18 protein-coding genes are annotated in these 24,271 nt (G+C 50.3%); 11 read left to right on the top strand and 7 right to left on the bottom strand.

The features are described 5' to 3' along the window. Positions 1 to 27: 27 nt before the first annotated feature. Positions 28 to 1,356 (bottom strand): 30S ribosomal protein S12 methylthiotransferase RimO, encoded by a 1,329-nt coding sequence (rimO, locus tag G5315_RS05115; RefSeq protein WP_421332631.1) that lies wholly within the window; start codon positions 1,354 to 1,356, stop codon positions 28 to 30. A gap of 293 nt (positions 1,357 to 1,649) precedes the next feature. On the opposite strand from rimO, the gene G5315_RS05110 reads away from it, so the two are divergent. Next, positions 1,650 to 2,774, top strand: a complete 1,125-nt coding sequence (locus tag G5315_RS05110) for an HD domain-containing phosphohydrolase (RefSeq protein ID WP_227340941.1) — start codon at positions 1,650 to 1,652, stop codon at positions 2,772 to 2,774. Positions 2,775 to 2,937: 163 nt separating this feature from the next. On the opposite strand, the gene G5315_RS05105 is transcribed toward G5315_RS05110, so the two are convergent. From G5315_RS05105 to G5315_RS05080, 6 genes are all read right to left on the bottom strand, one after another. Next, positions 2,938 to 3,123: a hypothetical protein gene (locus tag G5315_RS05105; RefSeq protein ID WP_005338109.1), complete on the bottom strand. Its 186-nt coding sequence runs from the start codon at positions 3,121 to 3,123 to the stop codon at positions 2,938 to 2,940. 42 nt (positions 3,124 to 3,165) lie between these two features. Then, positions 3,166 to 3,741: a NifB/NifX family molybdenum-iron cluster-binding protein gene (locus G5315_RS05100; RefSeq protein ID WP_421263008.1), complete on the bottom strand. Its 576-nt coding sequence runs from the start codon at positions 3,739 to 3,741 to the stop codon at positions 3,166 to 3,168. Further along, the gene (locus G5315_RS05095) at positions 3,738 to 4,052 is read right to left on the bottom strand and encodes a DUF134 domain-containing protein (protein ID WP_005344221.1); all 315 of its coding nucleotides are present in this window, start codon (positions 4,050 to 4,052) and stop codon (positions 3,738 to 3,740) included. Before G5315_RS05095 ends, G5315_RS05100 begins: the two co-directional genes overlap by 4 nt. A gap of 224 nt (positions 4,053 to 4,276) precedes the next feature. Then, the gene (locus G5315_RS05090; protein ID WP_421332630.1) at positions 4,277 to 5,458 is read right to left on the bottom strand and encodes a dicarboxylate/amino acid:cation symporter; all 1,182 of its coding nucleotides are present in this window, start codon (positions 5,456 to 5,458) and stop codon (positions 4,277 to 4,279) included. A 192-nt stretch (positions 5,459 to 5,650) separates the two neighbouring features. Next, positions 5,651 to 6,202, bottom strand: coding sequence for a hypothetical protein (locus G5315_RS05085; protein ID WP_421332628.1), 552 nt, complete (start codon positions 6,200 to 6,202; stop codon positions 5,651 to 5,653). 105 nt (positions 6,203 to 6,307) lie between these two features. Further along, positions 6,308 to 6,946, bottom strand: a complete 639-nt coding sequence (locus G5315_RS05080; protein ID WP_005359187.1) for a TetR family transcriptional regulator — start codon at positions 6,944 to 6,946, stop codon at positions 6,308 to 6,310. A 140-nt stretch (positions 6,947 to 7,086) separates the two neighbouring features. On the opposite strand from G5315_RS05080, the gene G5315_RS05075 reads away from it, so the two are divergent. From G5315_RS05075 to G5315_RS05030, 10 genes are all read left to right on the top strand, one after another. Continuing rightward, complete coding sequence (locus tag G5315_RS05075; RefSeq protein WP_021231193.1) at positions 7,087 to 8,280, top strand: efflux RND transporter periplasmic adaptor subunit; 1,194 nt, start codon at positions 7,087 to 7,089, stop codon at positions 8,278 to 8,280. 17 nt (positions 8,281 to 8,297) lie between these two features. Further along, the gene (locus tag G5315_RS05070; protein ID WP_421332626.1) at positions 8,298 to 11,447 is read left to right on the top strand and encodes an efflux RND transporter permease subunit; all 3,150 of its coding nucleotides are present in this window, start codon (positions 8,298 to 8,300) and stop codon (positions 11,445 to 11,447) included. 589 nt (positions 11,448 to 12,036) lie between these two features. Continuing rightward, positions 12,037 to 13,143: a dTDP-glucose 4,6-dehydratase gene (rfbB, locus tag G5315_RS05065; protein ID WP_421332625.1), complete on the top strand. Its 1,107-nt coding sequence runs from the start codon at positions 12,037 to 12,039 to the stop codon at positions 13,141 to 13,143. Then, positions 13,143 to 14,030, top strand: a complete 888-nt coding sequence (gene rfbD / locus G5315_RS05060; protein WP_421332624.1) for a dTDP-4-dehydrorhamnose reductase — start codon at positions 13,143 to 13,145, stop codon at positions 14,028 to 14,030. The genes rfbB and rfbD overlap by 1 nt, the downstream gene beginning before the upstream one ends. A gap of 112 nt (positions 14,031 to 14,142) precedes the next feature. Then, a complete protein-coding gene (gene rfbA, locus G5315_RS05055; protein WP_421332623.1) occupies positions 14,143 to 15,021 on the top strand; it encodes a glucose-1-phosphate thymidylyltransferase RfbA in 879 nt (292 codons plus the stop codon). Positions 15,022 to 15,082: 61 nt separating this feature from the next. Continuing rightward, entirely contained in the window at positions 15,083 to 15,631 is a 549-nt protein-coding gene (gene rfbC, locus G5315_RS05050) for a dTDP-4-dehydrorhamnose 3,5-epimerase (protein ID WP_421263794.1), read from the top strand. Between the two features lie 43 nt (positions 15,632 to 15,674). After that, positions 15,675 to 16,502 (top strand): ABC transporter permease, encoded by an 828-nt coding sequence (locus tag G5315_RS05045; RefSeq protein WP_421263795.1) that lies wholly within the window; start codon positions 15,675 to 15,677, stop codon positions 16,500 to 16,502. After that, complete coding sequence (locus G5315_RS05040) at positions 16,492 to 17,934, top strand: ABC transporter ATP-binding protein (protein ID WP_421263796.1); 1,443 nt, start codon at positions 16,492 to 16,494, stop codon at positions 17,932 to 17,934. Before G5315_RS05045 ends, G5315_RS05040 begins: the two co-directional genes overlap by 11 nt. Next, the gene (locus G5315_RS05035; protein ID WP_421332622.1) at positions 17,931 to 20,363 is read left to right on the top strand and encodes a methyltransferase domain-containing protein; all 2,433 of its coding nucleotides are present in this window, start codon (positions 17,931 to 17,933) and stop codon (positions 20,361 to 20,363) included. Before G5315_RS05040 ends, G5315_RS05035 begins: the two co-directional genes overlap by 4 nt. Before the next feature lie 128 nt (positions 20,364 to 20,491). Continuing rightward, complete coding sequence (locus G5315_RS05030) at positions 20,492 to 24,250, top strand: glycosyltransferase (RefSeq protein WP_421332621.1); 3,759 nt, start codon at positions 20,492 to 20,494, stop codon at positions 24,248 to 24,250. The last annotated feature ends 21 nt before the right edge of the window (positions 24,251 to 24,271 follow it).

Here is a 24,271-nt window from a genome sequence, read left to right as displayed (position 1 = left end):
TTTTCATTGAGCGGTGGTCAGCAAGGGTTAGCTAATCAGGCTGGCCCACAGGTCATATTCGTCGGATTCGTCGATCCGCACCTTGACCATGTCGCCCGGCTTGAGGCCGGTTTCGCCGTTGAGGTAGACCAGACCGTCGATCTCCGGCGCATCGGCGAAGGAGCGGCCAGTGGCACCCTCTTCGTCCACTTCGTCGATGATAACGGTCATCTCCTGGCCCACTTTGCGGGCCAGCTTGCGGATGGAGACCTGCTGTTGCAGCTCCATAAAGCGCTGGAAGCGCTCTTCCTGAATCTCTTCCGGCACCGGGTCCGGCAGCTCGTTGGCCAGCGCCCCTTCGACCGGGCTGTATTTGAAGCAGCCGACCCGATCCAGCTCCGCCTTGTCGATAAAGTCCAGCAGCATCTGGAAATCTTCCTCGGTCTCGCCCGGGAAGCCAACGATAAAGGTGGAGCGCAGGGTGATCTGCGGGCTGATTTCGCGCCACTTCTGGATCCGCTCCAGAGTGCGCTCGACAGTACCCGGGCGTTTCATCAGTTTCAGGATGCGCGGGCTGGCGTGCTGCAACGGAATATCGAGGTAGGGCAGTACCTTGCCATCGCGCATCAGCGGGATGACGTCATCCACGTGTGGGTAGGGGTAGACGTAGTGCAGACGTACCCAGATATCGAGCTTGGCCAACTCTTCGCACAGGGCGACCATGCTGGTCTTGACCGGCATACCGTCGTAGAAACCGGTGCGGTGTTTCACATCGACGCCGTAGGCGGAGGTGTCCTGGGAGATCACCAGCAGCTCCTTCACGCCCGCCTCTTTCAGGCGCTTGGCTTCTGCCAGCACGTCGCCGATGGGGCGGCTCACCAGATCCCCGCGCATGGAGGGGATGATGCAGAAGGTGCAGCGGTGGTTGCACCCCTCGGAAATCTTCAGATAGGCGTAGTGGCGCGGGGTCAGCTTGACGCCGTGGGCCGGTACCAGACTGGTGAAGGGGTTGTGCTGCGGCTTCTCCACATATTTGTGGACGTGACCCAGCACCTCTTCATAGGCGTGGGGGCCGGTGATCTCGAGCACCTTGGGGTGGATCTCGCGGATCTGGTTCTCTTTGGCGCCAAGGCAGCCGGTGACGATCACCTTGCCGTTCTCGGCCAGCGCTTCGCCGATCGCTTCCAGCGACTCTTGCACCGCGCTGTCGATAAAGCCGCAGGTGTTGACGACGACCAGCTCGGCATCGTCATAGCTGGGCACCACATCGTACCCTTCGGTACGCAGCTGGGTCAGGATGCGTTCTGAATCGACCAGGTTTTTGGGGCAACCCAAGGAGACGAATCCTACTTTGGGGGCCTGTTTTGTGTTGGACATCGCTCAATCACTCTTAGGTGGCTCTTCTTTAAGGGCGCGGATTTTACCGGAATGGTTAACCAAAAACTATACAGCCAGCATGGCAGAACCTAACAATATCTCCGAGTGGGCAGGATTGGGCCGTGCGAATAGCGGCTGATGGTGGAGCCCTGACTGGCGCGCAGTCCCTGCTGCACAGGTTTGTGGCTGGCAATATGCATTGTTGACTTATTAGTCAATTTCGCGGTCTGTGGCTGGGAACCCTGTCACGGGTGCCCCTATACTCCCATCATGGTGATCCGGTGGAGAAGGCAATGGAAAGTTCATTTGGCGAAAGAATGCAGAATCTGCACGCTACGCTACGCGAGCGTTTTGACAAGCTGAGTCGGGTGGCCATTGCGATTTACGATCCCCATACCGATCAGCTCAAGACCTTCGCCCACAGCACCGAGGGGCCCTCGCCGCTGGTGCAGTATGAGGTGAAGCTGAGCGATGTTCCCTCCTTGCGCTATCTGGCGGAGCACAAGCACCCCCGGGTGCTTGGCAATCTCGATGCCCTGCGTGGTTCCGCGTCGGAACACAGCCGCAAGCTGCTGGAGGCGGGCTATGCCTCCAGCTATACCGAGCCGCTGTTGTTCAACAGCAAGCTGTTTGGTTTTCTGTTTTGCGATGCCATGGAGCCGGGCTATTTCGATGAGTCGATCCAAAGCGAGCTGTCGGCCTATGCCCAGATGTTGTCCGCCATCATTGCGGTGGAGTTCTTCTCTATTCAGACCCTCGGCGGCGCGCTGACCACGGCACGTGAGTTCAGTCGCTATCGGGATGAGGAGACCGCCAACCATCTGCATCGGATGTCGGCCTACTCCCGACTGATCGCCAAGACGCTGGCCCCGACTTGCGGGCTGAGCGACGAGGAGGTGGAGTTTGTCTACCTCTTCTCCGAGCTGCACGACATCGGCAAGATCGCGGTGCCGGATGCCATTTTACTCAAGCCGGGCAAGCTGACCCCGGAAGAGTTCGAGATCATGAAGGTTCACACCAGCAAGGGGCGAGAGATGATCAGCCTGATGATCAATGAGTTTGGCCTCGATGGCATTCACCACACCGATATGCTGACCAACATCATCGCAGGCCATCATGAGCGTTTTGATGGCACCGGTTATCCGCTGGGCCTGGCGGGGGAGGCGATCCCGCTGGCGGCGCGTATCGTGACGGTGGCTGATGTTTTTGATGCCCTGACCAGCGAGCGCCCCTACAAGCAGGCCTGGCCGTTCGAGACGGCGTTTGCCTATCTGGAGGAGCATGCCGGCAGCCAGTTTGATCCCGCCTGTGTCGCTGCGGCCCTGCACAACAAGGCCGAGTTTTATGCCATCTATCAGCAGTATCAGGATCCCGCCAGTTCATCCGGTGTGGCGGCCAGTGGCGCAGAGCCGGGTTGAGCGTGTGTGATGAGCTTAAGGGGCAATACGGCGGATCAAGCATGACGAGGAATAAATAGAGAGGGTGCACCAGCAGGTGCCCCCTCTCTTTTATGCGCCTTTCTATTCCATGCGCACTTATTTTGTCGACCTTGTAACTGCGGCTATGGCGTTTGCGATCAGGTTACTTTTTGGGCGTCGGCTCGCTGATCTGGTAGAGGTGATCCGCGCAGGCGCTGGAGCAGCCACAGGGGCGCACCTCTTTATCTTCCCGCTTCTGGGCAAGCTGGTATTGGCGCCACCAGATGATGGTGCCCATGGCCAGGATCAGTACGAACGAGGCGAGCAGGCTCAACAACCAGATGGACATGATCTCTTCTCCCTGATGGTGATGACATGCACGGCGATGGCATCAGTGATGATGGCAGCAACCGCCCTGCTGGTTGGCGCCTTCACTGCCGTGGCAACAAGTATGGCCTTGTCGTGAGCTCTCTGCCTGATTGCCACTACTGGCGCAACAGTGATCGGAGCCACTGTTGCAACCACCGTGACAATGGGGGTGGCCTGCGCCGACGGGCTGGATGGCATGGATAGTCGCCTTGCTCTGATGACGACGAGACGGACGGCCCTGACTTGCCTCGGTAAGAGGTTGCAAATTGGTGGGGGCTAGCAGCGCGGGCAGCGGCAGGCGGGCAGAGCGACACTGCAGCACCCGGATATTGACCGCCAGCAGGCGCCCCAGCATTCGCTCGCCGATATTGCGCACCACCACCTGACCCACTTGATGATGGGCGAGGGCGTCGAGAAGCGCTTGCTTGCCGTGGCAGCCTTCGGCTGCGGCCGGATTGGGCAGGGTGGCGATAACGTTCCCTTCGGGGTTAAGAATTTGCAGCTGCTCGGCACGGGTAAAGTGGCCAGCCAGCAGCCCCTGACTCAGCATCAGGGCGCTGTTGCTGGGGTTGGCGGTCATGGTTGTGACAGCATTCATGTCGGCTCTTCTCCACTGGTTTGGTGGTCGGGCTCGGCGGGTTGCATCATCAATGCCTTGCCCAGACTCAGACACTCCACCACCTTGTAGCGCCCTTTTTTCAGGATATTGGCCAGGGTCTGGCGGGAAACCCCCATCACCAGGGCGGCCTCCTGCTGCTGCATTCCTTGAAGGTCGACGAGGCGCAGTGCCTCGAACTCGTCAGGGGCCAGCGTGACCTGTTCCAGCTGATGCATGGGGCGGCCATTGGGTTTGAAGCAGCTGTTGGCGGGGCGGCCACAGATCTGGCGCGCAATCTTGGGTCTTGGCATGGTGGCTCCTAATTGGCATAAGCCATTTATACGCTCATATGTGGCATATGCCAATAATTTTGTCGGGTGTAGAGAGCTGAGCCAGTGCTGTTTACGGCAGAGAGGGGTAAAGAGGGGGAGGGGGAATACGTACAAAAGCAGTGAAGGTGGCAGAAACGACGCAGGCCCGAACATGGTTCGGGCCTGCGGTTTTTGCAGAGGATGGTCGGGCTATCCCGGCGAGCTTACGCCTGTTCGGCCTCGGCCACTGGAGCTGCGCTCTCGCTACCGTTGGCGAAGCGATCCGCCCAGAGGGCGATCACGCCGTCACCAGTGACGTTGCAGGCGGTGCCGAAGCTGTCTTGCGCCAGATAGAGGGCGATCATCAGGGCGATGGAGGCTTCACCAAACCCCAGCATGGAGGTGAGCAGGCCCAGCGCCGACATCACGCCACCACCCGGCGCGCCCGGTGCGGCGATCATGATCACCCCCAGCATCATGATGAAGGGGAGCATGGTCTCGATGCCCGGAATGGCCAGATGCTCGGAGAGGAACATCACCGCGGTGGCACAGGTGACCAGGGTAATGGTGGAGCCACAGAGGTGAATGGTGGCGCACAGGGGTACGGTAAAGTTGGCGATACTGTCGCTCACCCCGTTGTTCTTGCTCGATTGCAGGGCGACCGGAATGGTGGCGGCGCTCGACATGGTCCCCAGCGCGGTGAAGTAGGCGGGCAGCATGTTCTTGATGAGCTGGGCCGGTGAGCGGCCAAGGGCCAGACCGGTGCCGACGAACAGCACGGAGAGCCAGATCCAGTGCATCAGGATCGCCATCACCAGCACCACGCCGAAAGTTTTCAGGGTGGCGAATACTGTGCCTTCTACCGTCATCTCGACAAAGACGCCGGCGATGTAGAACGGCAGCAGCGGAATGATCACCTTGGCCAGCAGGCGGTCGATGATGTCACGACCCTGATCGGCGACCCGGCGCAGATCGGTGGCCTGGGTGGTGCTGATGCCGATGCCGAACACGAAGGCGGCGGCCAGTGCCGACATCACGCCAAACAGCGGCGGGATCTCCAGATTGACATAGGAGGCGAGCTTGATGGCCGTGGCCGTGGTGGGCTCGGCGGCGGTGGTGAACTGCGGGATCAGGTGGCTAGCCACGGTAAAGGCGAACAGCCCCGCCAGAATGGTGGAGCAGTAGGAGAGGGCCACGGTTTTGCCCAGCAGCTTGCCGGAGTTTTTCGGCAGGCTGGCGATGCCGCTCATGATAAAGAACAGAATGATGAGCGGAATGGTGAAGGTGATCAGCTGACCTATCACTGTCTTGGCCGTAAACAGCACGCGCGCCACCCACTCAGGGGCGTAGAGACCGAGCAAGAGACCGGCAAGGATGCCAGCAATGAGTTTCAGGACAAGTTTCATAAGGAAATCCGGAGTTGGTTGTATTGTCTGTTTTGTTATTAAATTTTGATATTAATCACACTTTTTAACACGTAAGCCGTGTTATGTCTGCCTTTTCTGCGTTAATGCCGAGTTAAATATTGACGAAAGCCAAGATCGCCGACTAGCTGTCGGCTTGGCGTTGAACGGGGAAAGTCGTGATGAATTAGCCCGTTAGGTGGCCTGATGATCGCCACGCAGCAACATGACGTACTGATTGACGTTTTGACTTGAGGAATCTGACGTACTGGCTGATACGGCTTTCATCGGCGCCAGTTGCAGCGCTATCCCGGATGTGGTGACCAGTTGCTGTAGCTGAGCGTGACTTATCTTGCCGCTTGGCTGCAGGGGGAAGCAGAGCGGAGCGCCCGCTTTGAGCAGGGTCGCCAGCTGTTGCAACAGGTGGACAAGGGTGGCCGCGTCGCTATCAAGCGGGCGGCTTAGCCAGATGCCATCGTAAGGGAGCACCGAGTGCATCTTCGCCAGTGGGCAGACCCGCACTGCTTGTCCGGATTGCTGTGAGGCGACTTTGGCGTCGACCAGAACCGCTTCACAGGCGGTGACCACATACCCTTCTGCACGCAGCCAGCACAGCTCCTCCCCCGTACCGCATTGACCATTGAGCAGGTGAGCGCCGGGTTTAAGGCGCGCCACAAAGGCCGCCCGAGCGTGGGCGTGCTGGTCGTTCAAGGGCCGGGAAGCGGGGATGGCGTCAGAGTGTGGCACAGGGGTTACCTCAAGCAGGGGGCGCACAGGGTAACAAATCGGGGCCTGACTGCCAAAGCGCGCGGTCAGGCCCCGATTTGGATGGGTGAGAGTTGCCGGAGCCGGTTAGCGGCCGCAGGCAGGCCCGTGGGGCTGGGCCAGCATGGTGAACATGCTCTCTATCATAAAGGCGGATTCGCCCTGCAGGTCGATCCGCCCCGGAAAGTGGAGCCAGTTGATGATGTAGCCATCCAGAGTGCAGTGGAGCAGGGTGGCGGCGCGCTGCAGGTTGAGGTTGGCGGGCAGTTGCCCCCGCCGTACCGCGTTGGCCAGGGTGGTCTCCAGGTCCCGAAAGAAGTTGGCGGACTGGCTGCGGATATGCTCGCGCAGTGAGATGGCTTCCCCCTCCAGCGATTCGAGATTGAACAGGATGGTGAACATCTGCCGCTGGGCCGGATTGTGAATGAAGCTGTGGAGCACCCCTTCGAAGAAGAGGCGCAGTTGCCCCAGCGGGTCCGGCTCATCTGGATTGAGGCAGGCATCGAGCTGGTGGGCGAGGGGGCTGCAGAGTTCCTGCCAGAGCGAAATGAAGAGTTCATCCTTGTTCTTGAAGTGCCAATAGATGGCCCCGCGGGTCAGGTCTGCCGCCCTGGCGATGTCGGTCAGGCTGGTCTTGGCCAGGCCCTGAGAGCAGAACAGATCCAGCGCCGTGCTCATGATGTGGCAGCGGGTTTGCTGCGCCTCTTCTTTGGTTCGTCTGGCCATCGAAATTTGTGCCTCATGCAAGCAAAAAGTCACTTACATACATTTATGAATGTATGTATATTGCCTCATCTTTCGACTATTTACCAACAGGGCCCATGTGGCCCTGATTGTTCATTGACTGGCAAAGGCTCAGGTGTTTCATGCATAAACATATTCTTGCTCGTTCAGTTGGTCTTGCCTTGCTGGCTACAGGCTTGCTGGCAGGTTGTGGTGACAAGGGGGGGGCACCCCAGGGACAGGGTGGCATGCCGCCCGCGGCGGTCAACGTGGTGACCCTGCAGAGCGGTCCGCTGATGTTGACCACCGAGTTGACCGGCCGCAGCGCCCCGTTGCGGGTGGCCGAAGTGCGTCCGCAGGTGAGCGGCATCATCCTCAAGCGCCTCTTTACCGAGGGGAGCGATGTGAAGGCGGGCGATCTGCTTTATCAGATCGATCCAGCTGTTTATCAGGCGGCAGTCGCTAGCGCCAAAGCCAATCTGGCCAAGGCCGAGGCCAACGAGCAGAGTGCCCGCCTCAAGGCGCAGCGCTATCAGGAGTTGCTCAAGGTCAAATCCATCAGCCGTCAGGACTATGACGACGCCGACGCCAGCTGGAAGCAGGCCAAGGCCGAGATCATGGCGAGCAAGGCTGCCCTGCGCACTGCCGAGATCAATCTCGGTTACACCCGCATCACAGCCCCCATCAGCGGTCGTATCGGTAAATCCGCGGTGACCGAGGGGGCGCTGGTGACTGCCCAGCAGGCTGATAGCTTGACTGCCATTCAGCAGCTTGATCCCATGTATGTGGATGTGCGTCAGTCCACTGCCGATCTGCTGCGCCTCAAGCGACTGGTCGCCGAGGGCAAGCTGACCCAGGACGAGCAGAAGGGGGCCAAGGTGACCTTCCAGCTGGAAGATGGCTCCACTTATGGCGAAGAGGGCTCGTTGCAGTTCTCCGATGTGACCGTGGATGAGACCTCCGGCATGGTGACCCTACGGGTGATTGTGCCCAACCCTCACCAGCTGCTGCTGCCCGGCATGTTTATGCGCGCCACCCTGCAAGAGGGTGAGCGGGCGCAAGGGCTGCTGGTGCCGCAAACTGCCGTGACTCGCACCCCCAACGGCGGAGCCACCGTGATGGTGGTAACCGCTGATAACAAGGTGGAGCTGCGCAACGTGCAGCTGAGCCGTGTCGTTGGCAGCAACTGGGTGGTGGAGTCAGGGCTCACCTCCGGCGAGCGGGTGATCGTGGCTGGCCTGCAGAAAGTACGACCGGGCGCCGTGGTCAATCCCGCCGAGCAAGGTGCTGATGCACCGTCTGCTCAAGCCGCGTCCAACACCCCGGCCAACAAGTAGGATGGAGTAGTCGCTTCATGGCTCGATTTTTTATAGACAGACCCATTTTTGCCTGGGTGATCGCGCTGGTGATCATGCTGGCGGGCAGCCTGGCCATCATCAAATTGCCGGTCGCCCAGTATCCGAGCATTGCGCCGCCCGCTGTCGGTATTTCCGCCAGCTATCCGGGCGCATCCGCCAAAACGGTGGAAGACTCGGTGACCCAGATCATCGAACAGAACATGACCGGGCTGGATCACCTGCTCTACATGTCCTCCCAGTCTGACTCCGCGGGGCGGGTGTCGGTGACCCTCACCTTCCAGCCGGGGACCGATCCCGATATCGCCCAGGTACAGGTGCAGAACAAGCTGCAGCAAGCGATGTCGCTGCTGCCGCAAGAGGTTCAGCAGCAGGGGATCCGGGTACAGAAGACCTCCAGCAGCTTCCTGATGGTCGCTGCCTTCATCTCCAGCGATGGCTCGATGAACAACGACGATCTGGCGGATTATGTGGTCTCCAATATCAAGGAGCCCCTGAGTCGTCTGGACGGGGTAGGGGATATCACCTTGTTCGGCAGCCAGTACTCCATGCGGGTGTGGCTCGATCCCAACAAGCTCAATCGGGTGCAAATGACTCCTGGTGATGTGCAGGCAGCCATCAAGGCGCAGAACGCTCAGGTAGCGTTCGGCAAGCTGGGTGGTACTCCGTCGGTGGAAGATCAGCAGTTCACTGCGACTATCATGGGGCAGACTCGTCTCTCTACCGTGGAGCAGTTCAACGACATCCTGCTGCGGGTGAATCAGGATGGCTCCAAGGTACGGCTGAAAGATGTGGCCCGGGTCGAGCTGGCGGGCGAAAGCTATGACGCCGATGCGCTCTACAACGGCCAGTCTACCGCCGCGGTCGCCATCAAGCTGGCGACCGGTGCCAACGCGCTGGATACCGCCGAGAAGGTGCGTGCCAAGCTCAATGAGCTGTCGGATTACTTCCCGGCCAACATGGAGATCGTCTACCCCTACGACACCACGCCGTTTGTGAAGATCTCCATCGAGGAGGTGGTGCAGACCCTGATCGAGGCGATCTTCCTGGTGTTCTGCGTCATGTATCTGTTCCTGCAGAACTTCCGCGCCACCCTGATCCCGACCATTGCGGTGCCTGTGGTGCTGCTCGGTACCTTCGGGGTGATGGCGGCGTTCGGCTTCTCCATCAATACCCTCACCATGTTCGGTATGGTGCTGGCCATCGGCCTGCTGGTGGATGACGCCATCGTGGTGGTGGAGAACGTGGAGCGGCTGATGAGCGAGGAGGATCTCTCCCCGCTGGAAGCGACCCGCAAGTCGATGACCCAGATCACCGGCGCGCTGGTGGGGATCGCGCTGGTGCTCTCCGCCGTGTTCGTGCCGATGGCCTTCTTCGGCGGCTCGACCGGCGCCATCTATCGCCAGTTCTCGCTGACTATCGTCTCGGCCATGGTGCTGTCGGTGCTGGTGGCGTTGATCCTGACACCGGCGCTCTGTGCCACCCTGCTCAAGCCGATGAAACATGGCGAGTTTGGGGCCAAGCGCGGCTTCTTTGGCTGGTTCAACCGCGCCTTTGATGCGGGTACCAATCGCTATCAGAGCGGCGTGCGCAAGGTGATCAAGCAGGGCGTGCGCTACAGCCTGATCTACGGTGCCATGCTGGCGGTACTGGCAGTGCTCTTTATGCGGATGCCCACCTCCTTCCTGCCGGAAGAGGATCAGGGGGTCATCATGTCCATGGTGCAACTGCCGGTGGGGGCGACCAAGCAGCGCACCGAGGTGGTGCTGGCGGATATGCGCGACTACTTCCTGAAAAACGAGAAGGATAACGTTGACTCCGTACTGACCGTATCCGGTTTCAGCTTCGCCGGTAGTGGCCAGAACGCGGGGATGGCCTTTATCAAGCTCAAGGACTGGAGCGAGCGCAAGAGCCCGGATCGCAGCGCCAATGCCATCATCGGCCGTGCCATGGGTTACCTGTTCAGCATCAAGGAGGCGCAAGTGTTCGCCTTTAACCTGCCTCCGATCCCAGAGCTGGGGACGGCGACCGGTTTTGACTTCTTCCTGCAGGATCGCGGCGGTATCGGCCACGAGAAGCTGATGGCTGCGCGCAACCAGCTGCTCGGCATGGCGGCGCAGGATCCCACCCTGGTGCGGGTACGCCCGAACGGGATGGAAGATACGCCGCAACTCGATATCAAGATCGACTACGAGAAGGCGCTGGCGCAGGGGCTATCCATCGCGGATATCAACAACACCCTGGCCACTGCCTGGGGTTCTTCCTACGTCAATGACTTCGTCGATCGTGGCCGGATCAAGAAGGTCTATATGCAGGCGGATGCCCCCTTCCGGATGAACCCGGAAGATCTGAAACTCTGGTATGTGCGCAACAGTGCCGGTCAGATGGTGCCCTTCTCCGCCTTTGCCAGCACCGAGTGGAGCTTCGGCTCGCCGCGTCTGGAGCGTTACAACGGCGTGCCGGCGATGGAGATCGTCGGTGAGGCGGCGCCCGGCAAGAGTACCGGTGATGCGATGGCTGCGATTGAGCAGATGGTGAAACAGCTGCCGGAAGGGGTGGGTATCGAGTGGACCGGGCTCTCCTTCCAGGAGCGTCAGGCCGGTTCACAGGCACCCGCGCTCTACGCCATCTCCTTGCTGGTGGTGTTCCTCTGTCTGGCGGCCCTCTACGAGAGCTGGAGCATTCCGTTCTCGGTGATGCTGGTAGTACCGCTCGGGGTTCTGGGGGCCATTGTGGCTGCCACCCTGCGCGGGTTGGAGAACGACGTCTACTTCCAGGTCGGCCTGCTGACCACCATAGGCTTGTCGGCCAAGAACGCGATCTTGATCGTGGAATTTGCCAAAGAGCTCTATGACAAGGGGATGGGCTTGGGTGAGGCCGTGGTGGAGGCGGCGCGTCTGCGTCTGCGGCCGATCCTGATGACCTCGCTCGCCTTTATCCTCGGGGTGCTGCCGCTGGTGATAAGCTCCGGCGCCGGTGCCAGCAGCCGTAACGCCATCGGTACCGGCGTGATGGGGGGGATGATCAGCGCCACCGTGCTGGCCATCTTCTTCGTACCGCTCTTCTTTGTGCTGGTGATGCGTTACTTCACCAGCCACCAGAGCAAAGAGGCGCGCATGGCTGCAGCAGTTGAGTCAAAAGGTGACTGAGCAAAGTGACCCCTGAAGTTCTGGGTGGCAGATCACAATAAGACAAATACATCAGGTATGACTGAGTAATAAATAGAGCGACTTCGAAAGTCGCTCTATTTTTTTTCCGTAAAAACGGTAACTTAAGCGTAATTATTAAGTTACTACTGCTTCTTTTTGAGAAATTATGTCGCCGTGAGGTAGTTTTCTATCGACACCTTTTCAGAGGTGAGGGGCAAGTCAGTTTCTGCTGTGCAGCTCGGCTGGAAACAAGATAGAATCTGCGTCTTATAGGGTTGGATAGGTAGTGTCCGCTCTTTCTTGGTCTTGGGCCATAAAGCTGTGCTACACACCATCAAGACAGCAAAATGCTGGAGGACATGATGACCAACAGCAAACACAATCAGGTCAAAAGCAGCATGTTGGGAGCTGTAACCCAGGGGCGGTAGCCTTGAGATTATTCAGTAATTTGCCTGAATAATGTTCAGTCATTGTTTTGCTGCTGTTTGAGCTGGTTAAATTGCAGTCTATTGGGTGTTTCAATAACGCATCAGTGGATAGCCAGCCTCTCTCTGATGTCATATCAACGCCTCGCAAGAGATACATATTTATGAAAATCCTCGTGACCGGTGGTGCTGGCTTTATCGGCTCTGCCGTGGTGCGCCATATCATCCGTGATACCCAAGATTCTGTTATCAATCTCGATAAACTCACCTATGCCGGCAATCTGGAATCCCTGGCCGATGTATCGTCAAGCGAGCGTTATGCGTTTGAGCTGGTGGATATCTGCAATCGTGCCGAACTGGATCGGGTGTTTGCCCTGCACCAGCCGGATGTCGTGATGCATCTGGCCGCCGAGAGCCATGTTGACCGCTCCATCACAGGACCGGCTGACTTTATCGAGACCAATATCGTCGGTACCTATATGTTGCTGGAAGCGGCTCGCGCTTACTGGAACGGTCTGGAGGAGGTACGCAAGGCGGCCTTCCGCTTCCACCATATCTCCACCGACGAGGTATATGGTGATCTGCCTCATCCGGATGAAGTAGCCGTCGGTGAACCATTGCCGCTCTTTACCGAGACCACCCCCTACGCCCCCAGCAGCCCCTATTCTGCCTCCAAGGCTTCCAGCGACCATCTGGTGCGCGCCTGGCGCCGCACCTACGGTCTGCCGACCATCGTCACCAACTGCTCCAACAACTACGGCCCTTATCACTTCCCCGAGAAGCTGATCCCGCTGGTCATTCTTAACGCGCTGGATGGCAAGCCGTTACCTGTCTATGGTAAGGGCGACCAGATCCGTGACTGGCTCTATGTAGAAGATCATGCGCGCGCGCTCTACAAGGTGGCGACCACAGGCGTGGTCGGTGAGACCTACAACATCGGCGGTCATAACGAGAAGCAGAATCTGGAAGTGGTGCACTCCATCTGCGATCTGCTGGACGAGATGGTGCCGAAGGTGGGCTCTTATCGTGAGCAAATCACCTATGTGGCGGATCGCCCTGGCCACGATCGCCGCTATGCCATCGATGCGACCAAGATGAGTGCCGAGCTGGATTGGCAACCGCAAGAGACCTTTGAATCCGGTATTCGCAAAACCGTGCAGTGGTATTTGGATAACCAGCAGTGGGTCAACAACGTCAAGAGCGGTGCCTACCAATCCTGGATTGAGCAACACTATTCCGCGATTGAACAGAAAGATGGGGAGCGTGCCTGATGCATATTCTGCTGTTTGGCAAAAACGGCCAGGTCGGCTGGGAGCTGCAACGGGCACTGGCGCCGCTGGGGCGCATCACTGCCGTTGATTTTGACTCCACTGACTATTGCGGCGATTTCAGCAACCCGGCAGGGGTGGCCGAAACGGTACGTCTGGTCAAGCCGGACGTGATTGTCAACGCAGCGGCTCATACCGCAGTGGACAAAGCAGAGAACGAACGTGAGTTTGCCGAACTGCTCAACGCCACCAGTGTGGCGGCGATTGCCAAAGAAGCGGAAGCCTTGGGGGCCTGGCTGGTGCATTACTCCACCGACTATGTGTTCGATGGCAGCGGTGAGCGCCCCTGGGTGGAAACTGATGCAACCGCCCCGCTCAACGTCTATGGCGAAACCAAGCTGGCGGGTGAGCAAGGGGCCGCGCTTTGTTCCCGTCACCTGATCTTCCGCACCAGCTGGGTTTACGCCGCCCGCGGCGCCAACTTTGCCAAGACCATGCTGCGCTTTGGCAAAGAGCGTAGCGAGATGTCAGTGATCAATGACCAGTTCGGCGCTCCGACCGGCGCCGAGTTGCTGGCCGATTGCACCGCCCATGCTCTCCGCGTGGCGCAGCGCAAACCCGAGGTCGCCGGGCTGTACCATCTGATTGCCTCCGGTACCACCACCTGGTTTGACTACGCCCAGCTGGTGTTTGCCAAAGCCAGAGAGGCTGGCGTTGCACTGGCGGTGACACAACTCAATGCGGTGCCGACCAGCGCCTTCCCTACCCCGGCCAAACGCCCCCATAACTCCCGCCTTGATACCGGCAAATTCCAGCGCACCTTCGATCTGGTGCTGCCGGAGTGGACCGTCGGTGTGGAGCGGATGTTAACCGAGATCCTCGGCAAGTAAATCACTGGCCAGGGATGTAGTGACTGCCTCCCTGGCTGGCAGGGATAAAACAGAAAGGTGTGGCCGCAAGCCACCCTTTTCTTTTGCAATTTAAAAATAAGAAACAAGCATCATGACCAAACGTAAAGGCATTATTCTGGCCGGTGGCTCAGGCACCCGTCTCTATCCGGTGACCATGGCTGTGAGCAAGCAGCTGCTGCCCATCTATGACAAGCCGATGATCTACTATCCGCTCAGCACCCTGATGCTGGCGGGTATTCGCGATATTCTGATCATCAGCACGCCGCAAGATACCCCCCGTTTTGAGCAATTGCTGGGTGATGGCAGCCAATGGGGCCTGAATTTGCAATACAAGGTACAACCAAGCCCGGACGGGTTGGCACAAGCCTTTATTCTGGGTGAAGAGTTTATCGGGTCAGACCCCTGTGCGCTGGTGCTGGGCGACAACATCTTCTACGGCCATGACCTGCAGAAACAGTTGGCGGCGGCAGCGGCCAAAGAGAGTGGCGCTACCGTCTTTGCCTACCACGTGCATGACCCCGAGCGTTATGGGGTGGTTGAATTTGATAAAGAGGGCACCGCGATCTCTCTGGAAGAGAAGCCACTGGAGCCCAAGAGCAACTATGCGGTGACCGGCCTCTATTTCTACGACAACAGCGTGGTGGAGATCGCCAAGAGCCTGAAGCCGTCGGCCCGTGGTGAGCTGGAAATTACCGATGTGAACCGTATCTACCTGGAGCAAGGTAATCTGTCGGTGGCGATGATGGGCCGTGGTTATGCCTGGCTTGATACCGGTACTCATGAAAGCCTGATAGAAGCGAGCAACTTTATTCAGACCATCGAGACCCGTCAGGGGTTGAAAGTGGCTTGCCCGGAAGAGATTGCCTATCGCCAGAAGTTTATTAATGCTGAACAGGTTCGTGAGCTTGCCGCGCCGTTGGCAAAAAATGCCTATGGCCAATATTTGTTAAGAATGGTTGCCAAAGCCTGATTTGATATAGGGGGAGGGAATATGCTCCCCCATAAAGATTGAATTTAATGTGGATAGACAGATGAATGTAATCAAGACAGCAATTCCTGACGTACTTATTTTTGAGCCAAAAGTCTTTGGTGATGAACGAGGTTTTTTCTTTGAGAGTTTCAACCACAAGTCGTTTGAAGAGGCCGTAGGATATCCGGTTACTTTTGTGCAGGATAATCACTCCAAATCGTCGAAAGGGGTATTGCGTGGCTTGCACTATCAATTGCCCCCGTATGCCCAGGGGAAGCTGGTGCGTTGTGTAGTGGGTGAAGTATTTGATGTGGCGGTGGATATCCGCAGAAGCTCACCGACCTTCGGGCAATGGGTAGGAGTTCATCTGTCAGGTGAAAACAAGCGACAGTTGTGGATCCCGGAAGGGTTTGCCCATGGATTCCTGACGTTAAGCGAGACAGCAGAGTTTTTGTATAAAACAACAGCCTATTATTCTCCTCAAAATGATAGAGGGATTATATGGAATGATGTTGACATTAACATATCGTGGCCATGTCTTGATGCATATATCATGTCAGACAAAGATAAGGTGCATCCGAATTTTGGATGTACAGAATATTTTCAATGAAGACGATAGAATTATTTCTATACATTAACAGTGCATGTGGTAAATGAAAATGTTTTGTTCTAAACAAATAGGATCTTTTTCACTAGTTAGCAATCTATGGAAAAATAGGCAGCTAATTATTCAAATGACGTTGCGTGATGTTATTGGTAGATATCAGGGTTCTTTTTTGGGGCTATTATGGTCCTTTTTAAATCCAGTTTTGATGTTGTGTGTATATACGTTCTTTTTTAGTGTTGTATTTAAAGCTAGATGGTTAGGAGGAAGCGGTTCTAAAGCTGAGTTTGCGCTAATACTATTTTCCGGTTTGATGATTTTCAATTTCTTTGCTGAATGTTTAAATCGTGCACCATCTTTGATGCAATCTAACGTAAACTTTATAAAGAAAATAATTTTTCCATTAGAGATACTACCTGTTGTAACTATGCTAAGTGCATTATTCCATTTGTTAGTTAGCCTCTGCGTCTGGATTTGTTTCTATATAGTAATATTTGGTATTCCTCATATTGAGATACTACTTTTCCCTATTGTTATACTACCATTGCTATTTATCATTCTTGGTATAACTTGGATGCTTTCATCGTTAGGGGTATACTTACGAGATGTATCCCAAGTTGTCGGTACGGTCGTATCTATATTGATGTTTCTATCGCCAATCTTCTATCCTATAGAAAGTCTACCCGAATTATTTCAAGGGATAGTAAGGCTGAGTCCAGTGACACTTGCAGTTGAACAAGCTAGAAGTGCTATGTATTGGGGGAATGGTATAGACTGGGTTTTGTGGGGCTATTATATGATGATATCTGTATGTGTTTCTTGGTTAGGTTATGTATGGTTCCAAAAGACAAGAAAAGGATTCGCAGATGTCATCTAATAATGAAATATCCATAAAAGTAGAAAAGCTTAGTAAACGTTATGAAATATATTCATCTCCAAGAGATCGCTTAAAGCAATTTATAATCCCTCCAATGCAAGGTTTACTTGGGTTTGAGCGTAGACAGTATTTTAAGGAACATTGGGCTCTTCGGGATATTTCTTTTGAAGTAAAGAAAGGGGAGGCATTCGGTATTGTAGGGAGAAATGGTTGTGGAAAAAGCACGCTGCTTCAACTGATAACTGGAACACTAAATCCCACCGAGGGTTCGGTGTACACTAAGGGGCGTGTAGCTGCACTCCTCGAGTTGGGATCAGGATTTAACCCAGAATTTACTGGGCGAGATAATGTTTATCTTAATGGTATGCTACTCGGTATGAGTCGAGATGAAATAGATGCTCGTTTTGATAGAATTGCGGCATTTGCTGATATTGGTGAATATTTAGAAAGGCCAGTCAAAACATATTCCAGTGGTATGTTAGTGCGTTTGGCATTTGCTGTTCAGGTACAAATTGATCCTGATATATTGATTATTGATGAAGCATTGGCTGTCGGTGATGCATTATTTCAGAAGCGTTGTTTTCAGCGCATTGAGAAACTTTTATCAGATGGGGTCACTTTATTATTTGTATCCCATGATCAAGAGTCTGTTAGAACGTTAACTCAACGTAGTCTTCTCTTAAAAAAAGGCAGAGAGGTATTATGTGATACTTCTTCAAAAGTAATATTAGCTTACCGTAAGCTTCTTCATGAAGAGGAGTCTTCTTATTTTTCAAATCTAATTCCAAAGCCAAACCAAACAGTTAAGACTAACGCAGAAGTAAAAAATAAAGAATCTTCAGGCCCTAGCAATTCTTTTAAAAAAAATGACGAGCCTTTAATATCCAGTGTCAATAAGGAAGTTGTTATTTCCCAATCTAGCCGAGCTGATAGCTTATCCTTCGGTGAAGGTGAAATGGAGATTATTAGTGTTGCAACATTCAATGAAAAAGATGAACCTTGTGCCGTTTTTTACCCCGGAGATAAAATTAAAATATGTGTAAAAAGTCGCTCAAATATTGAAATAAATCATATTAACGTTGCTGTGAGAATTAGAAGTAGAGAGGGAATAAAAATATATTCTTGGGGAACCCTTAACCAAGATATACAAATTATTTCTGGGGCGAAAGAGGGGCCTTTATTTTGGGATAAAATAATAAAAACAAATGAGGAGTTTTCTGTTTGGTTTGAATTTCATTGCGTATTAGGAACTAACTTATATGAGATCCAGGCTTGTTTATCCTACGAGGATAAACCTGACTATAGTGCGCAGCGAGTTTTGCATTGGAAAGATGAAGCGGCATTCTTCCAGACATTGATTAGACAAGATGAGTATTTCTTTGGTGGTATGACCGATCTTCAGATGGCAGCAAATTGGGAGAATTGTAAATGAAAGACTCAGTGAATGTAGATTATCACAGTATGTATGACTCATATTGGTGCCATGAAGATCGTGAGAATGAGCGGAGTAGTAATCTAGTCGATATCTCAGAGCTGATTGCTAGTTCTTGTGGTTTTGGAAAAGTACTCGATGTTGGAAGTGGGGAGGGGTATCTTGTCTGTGAGCTTCTCAAAAGAGGAATTGATGCGTATGGGTTTGATGTTTCAGATATAGTCATTGAACGAGCTAATACGAGATGGCCTGAGCGCTTTTATCAAGGGTCAATTTTATCAATGCCATTTTCAGATGATAGTTTTGACTATATTGTTTCTACCGATTGCATGGAACATCTTGCTAAAGATGATGTACCAAAGGCTCTTCAGGAGCTATATCGTGTGTCATCTAGATATGTCTTTCTTCAGATAGCAACCACCGAAGATCGCGATGGGCATTGGCATTTAACTGTCGAAAATCGTACTTGGTGGGAGAGCTGCTGCTTTGAAAATGGTTTCCGAAAGCATCCTCTATATTATCATGTAAACAATTATGAATCGTTAAATAACGATGGTTGGCAGATATTTATACTATTAGAAAAGGTTAACAAAAATGCTTTGGATAAATATGATCTGAAAGTCCTTCCTGAAGAACGCCTACTTCATACAGATATGTTGCGCGAAACAGGTCGGCGTAGTGATGCTCATTGTATCAGATACCACAAGGCGGCTGAACTTATTCGCCCAGAAGACACTGTTCTTGACGTAGCATGTGGATTAGGTTATGGGAGTCACATTTTATATCAAAATTCAAGAGCCAAAAAAGTTGTCGGGGTCGATCTCAGTGATTTTGGTATTTCGTATGCTCGTGCTCACTATGGAATGACTGGAGAGGTTGAATTCTATGTTGGCGATGCACAGAGACTGGATGAAATACCAGACAATAGTATCGATTTCATTACTGCCTTCGAAACAATAGAACATGTTCCGGAACCGGAGTTGTATTTAAATGCGTTAAAACGAGTTCTTAAACCTTCTGGTAGAATAATGCTCTGCGCCCCAAACAATTGGGCCGATGAGACAGGAAAAGATCCAAATCCTCATCATTTACATGTTTATACATGGCCGAGATTGGTTGGAGAGTGTAGCAAGTACTTCATGTTGGAAAAGGGATACACACAAGTAGCTGGTGGAGCTATGAAATGTCACCATTCCCCCAGAAAATGGACTGAGATTGACCCTAACAAGGAATTAGATAGTGAAGCCGAATGGATTTTACTGCTTGTTATGAAGAATCCAGCCGAGGGTATTAATGTTCCATATTATGAGACTTGCTGGAAAATTCCTGAAAGTGATGAATTTAATGTGTCTGCATTTTCAAGAGATTATAATAATCCATGGCTTGTGAAGGGCATGATTGCAATTGGAATGAGAAATACCTCATACAAATGTTTATCTTCAATGCAGCAAAATGTGCTCAATCATTTCTCAATGTCTTCGGTGGACTATGGCGCTGCTTTATGCGGATATATATATAATGTAATGTCTTATGATTGTATCTCTGAACAGGATTATAATGATCTTGTATCTAAAGTAATTGATTATAAGAGAATAGATGAGCCCTCGCCTCACCAACAACGTTGGATCGTATCTCTACTTTATGCTGGCGGTGAGTTAGCAAGAAAAAGGGGGGATATTTCAAAAGCCAAGCAACTTTATACTTCTTGCTCTGAATATGACGTGTTGAAATATAGTCCATTACTTGGCGCCAAGATCATCGATTCACTATATTGGTTGGCAATTATATATTTAAATGAAAAATCACCTAATAAAGCCAAGTCATACCTTTTAAAATCCATTCAAGAGGTGCGTCGTATTTCTACAGCATCTTGGTTGAATGTTATTGGTGATATTGATTCGCCTTTACCATTTGGTTTTCCTGAAATGGCTCAGTTGTTTGACAAGGCGAGTCGATGTGTATATCTACTGACTGCAATTAATAATGCTAGTACAACAAAACAGGGGTTAATCTATCAAGAAAGTAAAGGTTTCTTTGAGCGGCAACTATACGACCTGAAACGTCATATCGAGAACAAAGATATTGAAAATGCACAGCTGAAAGAAACTAATAATAACTTAGATAAAAACATTGAATTGCTAAAGATTTCTATTTTTTCTCAAAACTCTCGGGTTGAAGAACTTGGTATGGAAATAAAAAGACTAAATGAGCGGTCTCAGTCTTTAGCAAAAGAAATTATTGATATGGATGCACATGCTCAAGCGCTTGCACGTGAGGTAGCAGAGAAGGATGCACATGCTCAAGCGCTTGCACGTGAGGTAGCAGAGAAGGACGCGCATGCACAAGCGCTTGCACGTGAGGTAGCAGAGAAGGATGCTCAAGCACAGTCCTTGGCACATAGACTTGTGGAAAAAGAGCATGATATATAAGTTATTATGAATATTCTGGCATCTCAAAAATAAGTACCGTTGTAAACAGCAACTAAGTTAAAACTTTAAATCTTAACGTATATATATTTAGAAAGTATATTACTAACCAGATATTGGCGAAATTATTTATGGCAAATTATAAAGTTGGTGTTGTTATTGTATCATATAACGCGTCAAATGCTGTTCAAGTTACACTGGAAAGCCTCCGCCTTGCTAAAAACAAAACAAAATATGAAGTCATATTAATTGATAATGCATCAGAAGAAATTGAAAGAGATAAAATAAAAAATATGATGAATTATTATTCATCTGTAACGGGTGGCGAATGGAAACATATACAGCAAGAAAAAAACCTTGGTTTTTCGGGTGGTAATAACATTGGTATAGATTTATTTATTGATAACGATGAGATTTCTCATGTCTGTCTTCTTAATAGTGATGTCATTGTTTCTGACTATTGGTTAGACAGATTAATAGAAAAAAATGTCGATATTATTAGCAGTGTCACAAATAAAGCTGATGGTGAGCAATGTATTCCAGTTGATTATAAGGTTGAGCTAAATTCATGTCTGAATTTTAGAGGTGAATTGAATTCATCCTTATTTAATAAAATAAATTCATTCTCAGAAAAAAGATACAAAACATGGAAGGGTCATGTAGTTGACTCTGATATAACCTTTTTTTGTGTTCTTCTGACAAGGAAAGCTATTCTTGAGATCGGTCGTCTAGATGAGAAGTTTTTTCCTGGCGGCTTTGAAGATGATGACTACTTGATTCGAGCTAGAAACTTAGGTTACTCAGTGTATCTTGCTCGTGATGTTTTTATTCATCATTGGGGATCTGCATCATTTGGGCAGTTGCAATATGAATATTTCAGTGGGCGTGCTGCTATAAATAAGGAATATCTAGAACAAAAACATTCTATTACATGGAAGCGAAGACCAGAGAAACCATTTGTATCTTTCAAAATGGATATCTTGTATGCACTAAATAACGTTAAGTCACCTGAAGAATTTAAGTATTTTATACTAGAGTATATTGATGAACTAACCACGACATTAAATTATTTTGATGAAGAGTTTAATAATATTCTTGGTGCGCTACGTGCTGCAAACATAGTTTCTGATAATGAACTTCAGTTTAAAATAACTTTAGCTGAGGAATTTGGCGATATAAAAGAGATTTGGAATGAAATAACTCTTCTCATTACAAAATTCCTACACGATAAGACCCTTACCCAGAAGGATAAAGAGTTACTTCTATCAAAGTTAGATCTTATCATAGATGCGGTATATCATCGTGTAGATTGTAATTTTGCTATGCATCGTGTCATAACTGCTCATCAAAAAAATATAGAGAAAGATGAGCCATCTTTAGTTGAGAGCAACATATCAAAATCACCAGTCCCACAATTTAAACAAACAAAAATTGAAAAGGTTAAGTGGTTTATAAAACATGCAATATCATTCATTATTCGCTTTGACGGGATTGTTTTCTTTGGGGGGTATCCCTATCCGGAAAGGCAAAGTGATGGATATTTTCAGCGTATTCAAATTATTGATAGATTATTTACTGATCGCTGGCGTGTATATGTTGAAAGTGATGAGCTTAAAGGTCGTGATAAATGGTTTGATAGACCAGAGAGCAAAGTGCTGGTGTTGAGAATTACTGGTGGCAAGAAAAGAAAATTAATGGTCAGAATGTTAGCTTTAATCTCTGTCCTACGCTGTAGAAAAATCTATTTCCATAGTGTATTGAGAATGAGAGATAATTTATTTGGACGATTAATGTATGTTCCATTTATCAAAAAGGCATTAGATGTTCATGGTGTGGTCCCCGAAGAGTTTCGTATGCATAGTGATTTTTATAGTGCCGTGCTATATGAGAAAGAAGAGCAATTAGCTGTAAATAAGGCAGGGCTAGTTATTGTTGTCACTGATGCAATGAAGAGTTATCTCACACAAAAGTTTAGAGATAGTCTTAAAGCGGATATTGTTTCATTTCCTATGTTTCCAACTATGCCACCGACGTTAAATGAGCGTCCTTATATAGATGGAAAACCAGTAGTAGTATATGCAGGTGGGTTGCATAAGTGGCAACAAGTATCAAAGATGATCGATGCGATGTCTAAAACCATAAATATTTGTCATCATAGGTTCTACTGTCCTCAACCAGATATATTTATGTCCATGTTGCCACATGAGTTGAAAGACAAAATTGATATTCAATCAAAATCTCATGATGAATTGACATCTTTATATGCCGAGTGCCATTATGGCTTTATCTTGAGAGAAAATATTATTGTTAATAATGTTGCATGTCCTACTAAGTTGGTTGAGTATCTTGCGATGGGTATTTTACCTATAGTGGATTGTGAAGATATAGGTGATTTTAAATCTTTAGGAATGAAATATATTCGTCTTTCAGATTTTTTGTTAGGGAATCTGCCTGACCCGCAGCTGCGAATGTCCATGGTAGCAGAAAACTTTTCTGTTTATGAAAAATTAAAGTGCGTTCGTAAAGTAGGCTCCCATCAGATATACGACTTTTTTACAAATAAGTCATCGTCATCTGTACATAAATTAAGAAATGAGATTACCCCTATAATATATAAGTTATTACCAGTTGATACTTTTCGAGGGGAATTTGCTCGCTTGTGCTATAGAACCCTAAAGGGGAAAAAAAAAATAGCTAGTTCTATAGATGTCAGTAAGTCATCATGCTCCTCAGTCAATATAAATCATGAATATGATCTTATTGTTCAGGTTGATAATTTTGAGGCTGGGGGGCTTGAGAATGTAGTGTTGGAGCTTAATGAGTTCCTAATGGAAAATGGCTATCGAGTATTATTGCTGGTTCTGGGGACACAAGGTGTGTCGGTGCAAAGAGCCCGAGATATAGGCATGAGTGTCCATTGTATGGCTTATAGTGATGAGGCTTATATCGATTTACTTCAAGTAGTAAAACCTAAAATTGTCATGACACATTATTCCATTAATGGTGTAGGTATTTGCCATGAAAATAACATTCCATTTATTCAAGTCATACATAATTTGTATATGTGGTTTAATCCGCTTCAGAAGGCTGAATTTAAGCGTGCAGCTGAATTGACAAAAGTGTTTGTTGCTGTGTCTAGTGCGGTTAAAAACTATAGTGTTTCTAAATTAGCTGTACCTGAGGAAAAGTGCATTGTAATATCAAATGGAATTAATTTCGAACCATTTGACAAAATTGACAGAAATATCTCTAGGCTTAAATTAAGAACTGAATTTAGTATAGCTGAAGATGCCTTTGTATACATCGATGTCGGGGCTATAAATCATCAAAAAAATCATATTGCTGTATTACGTGCATTTAAGTCTATAGCGACAAAGTGCCCAGATTCGGTACTTGTTATTATCGGCCCTGCGTATGAACCTGATCTTTTACGGGAAATAGAAGAGTTTATCCTTGTTAATGACCTTGTGGATAGGGCGTACTACTGTGGTCAAGTAAAAAATGTTGATGAGTTTCTTGCTATGAGTGATGCTTTTGTAAGCGGAACAATATTTGAGGGGGGACCATTGACTCTACTTGAAGCTGTAAAAAGCGACTTGCCTGTTATTATGCCAAATGTTGGTCTTGCGAGTGATTTTTATGGAAAAAATGGGTTTGAAATAATTGACAGGGCTGTTGATATAGAAAATTATGATGGTCCTATATGGAGCATTCCAACGAGGCATGACTATGAGTCTGATCTAGCTGATGCCATGGTAAGGGTGTATTGCAACCCAGTTACGCCTCAATTATCTGCCGATGAATTCTGTAATATGAACAAAGATATTACGTATTCTAAATATAGGGATTTAGTTGATACAATAATATCAATTTCGAAACGGGCGAGTTAATCAGTGTATTTACTTAATAGC

This window comes from Aeromonas sp. 603607, from assembly GCF_049171595.1.
Lineage (GTDB): Bacteria > Pseudomonadota > Gammaproteobacteria > Enterobacterales > Aeromonadaceae > Aeromonas > Aeromonas veronii.
This window is presented reverse-complemented; position numbering and strand designations above follow the sequence as displayed.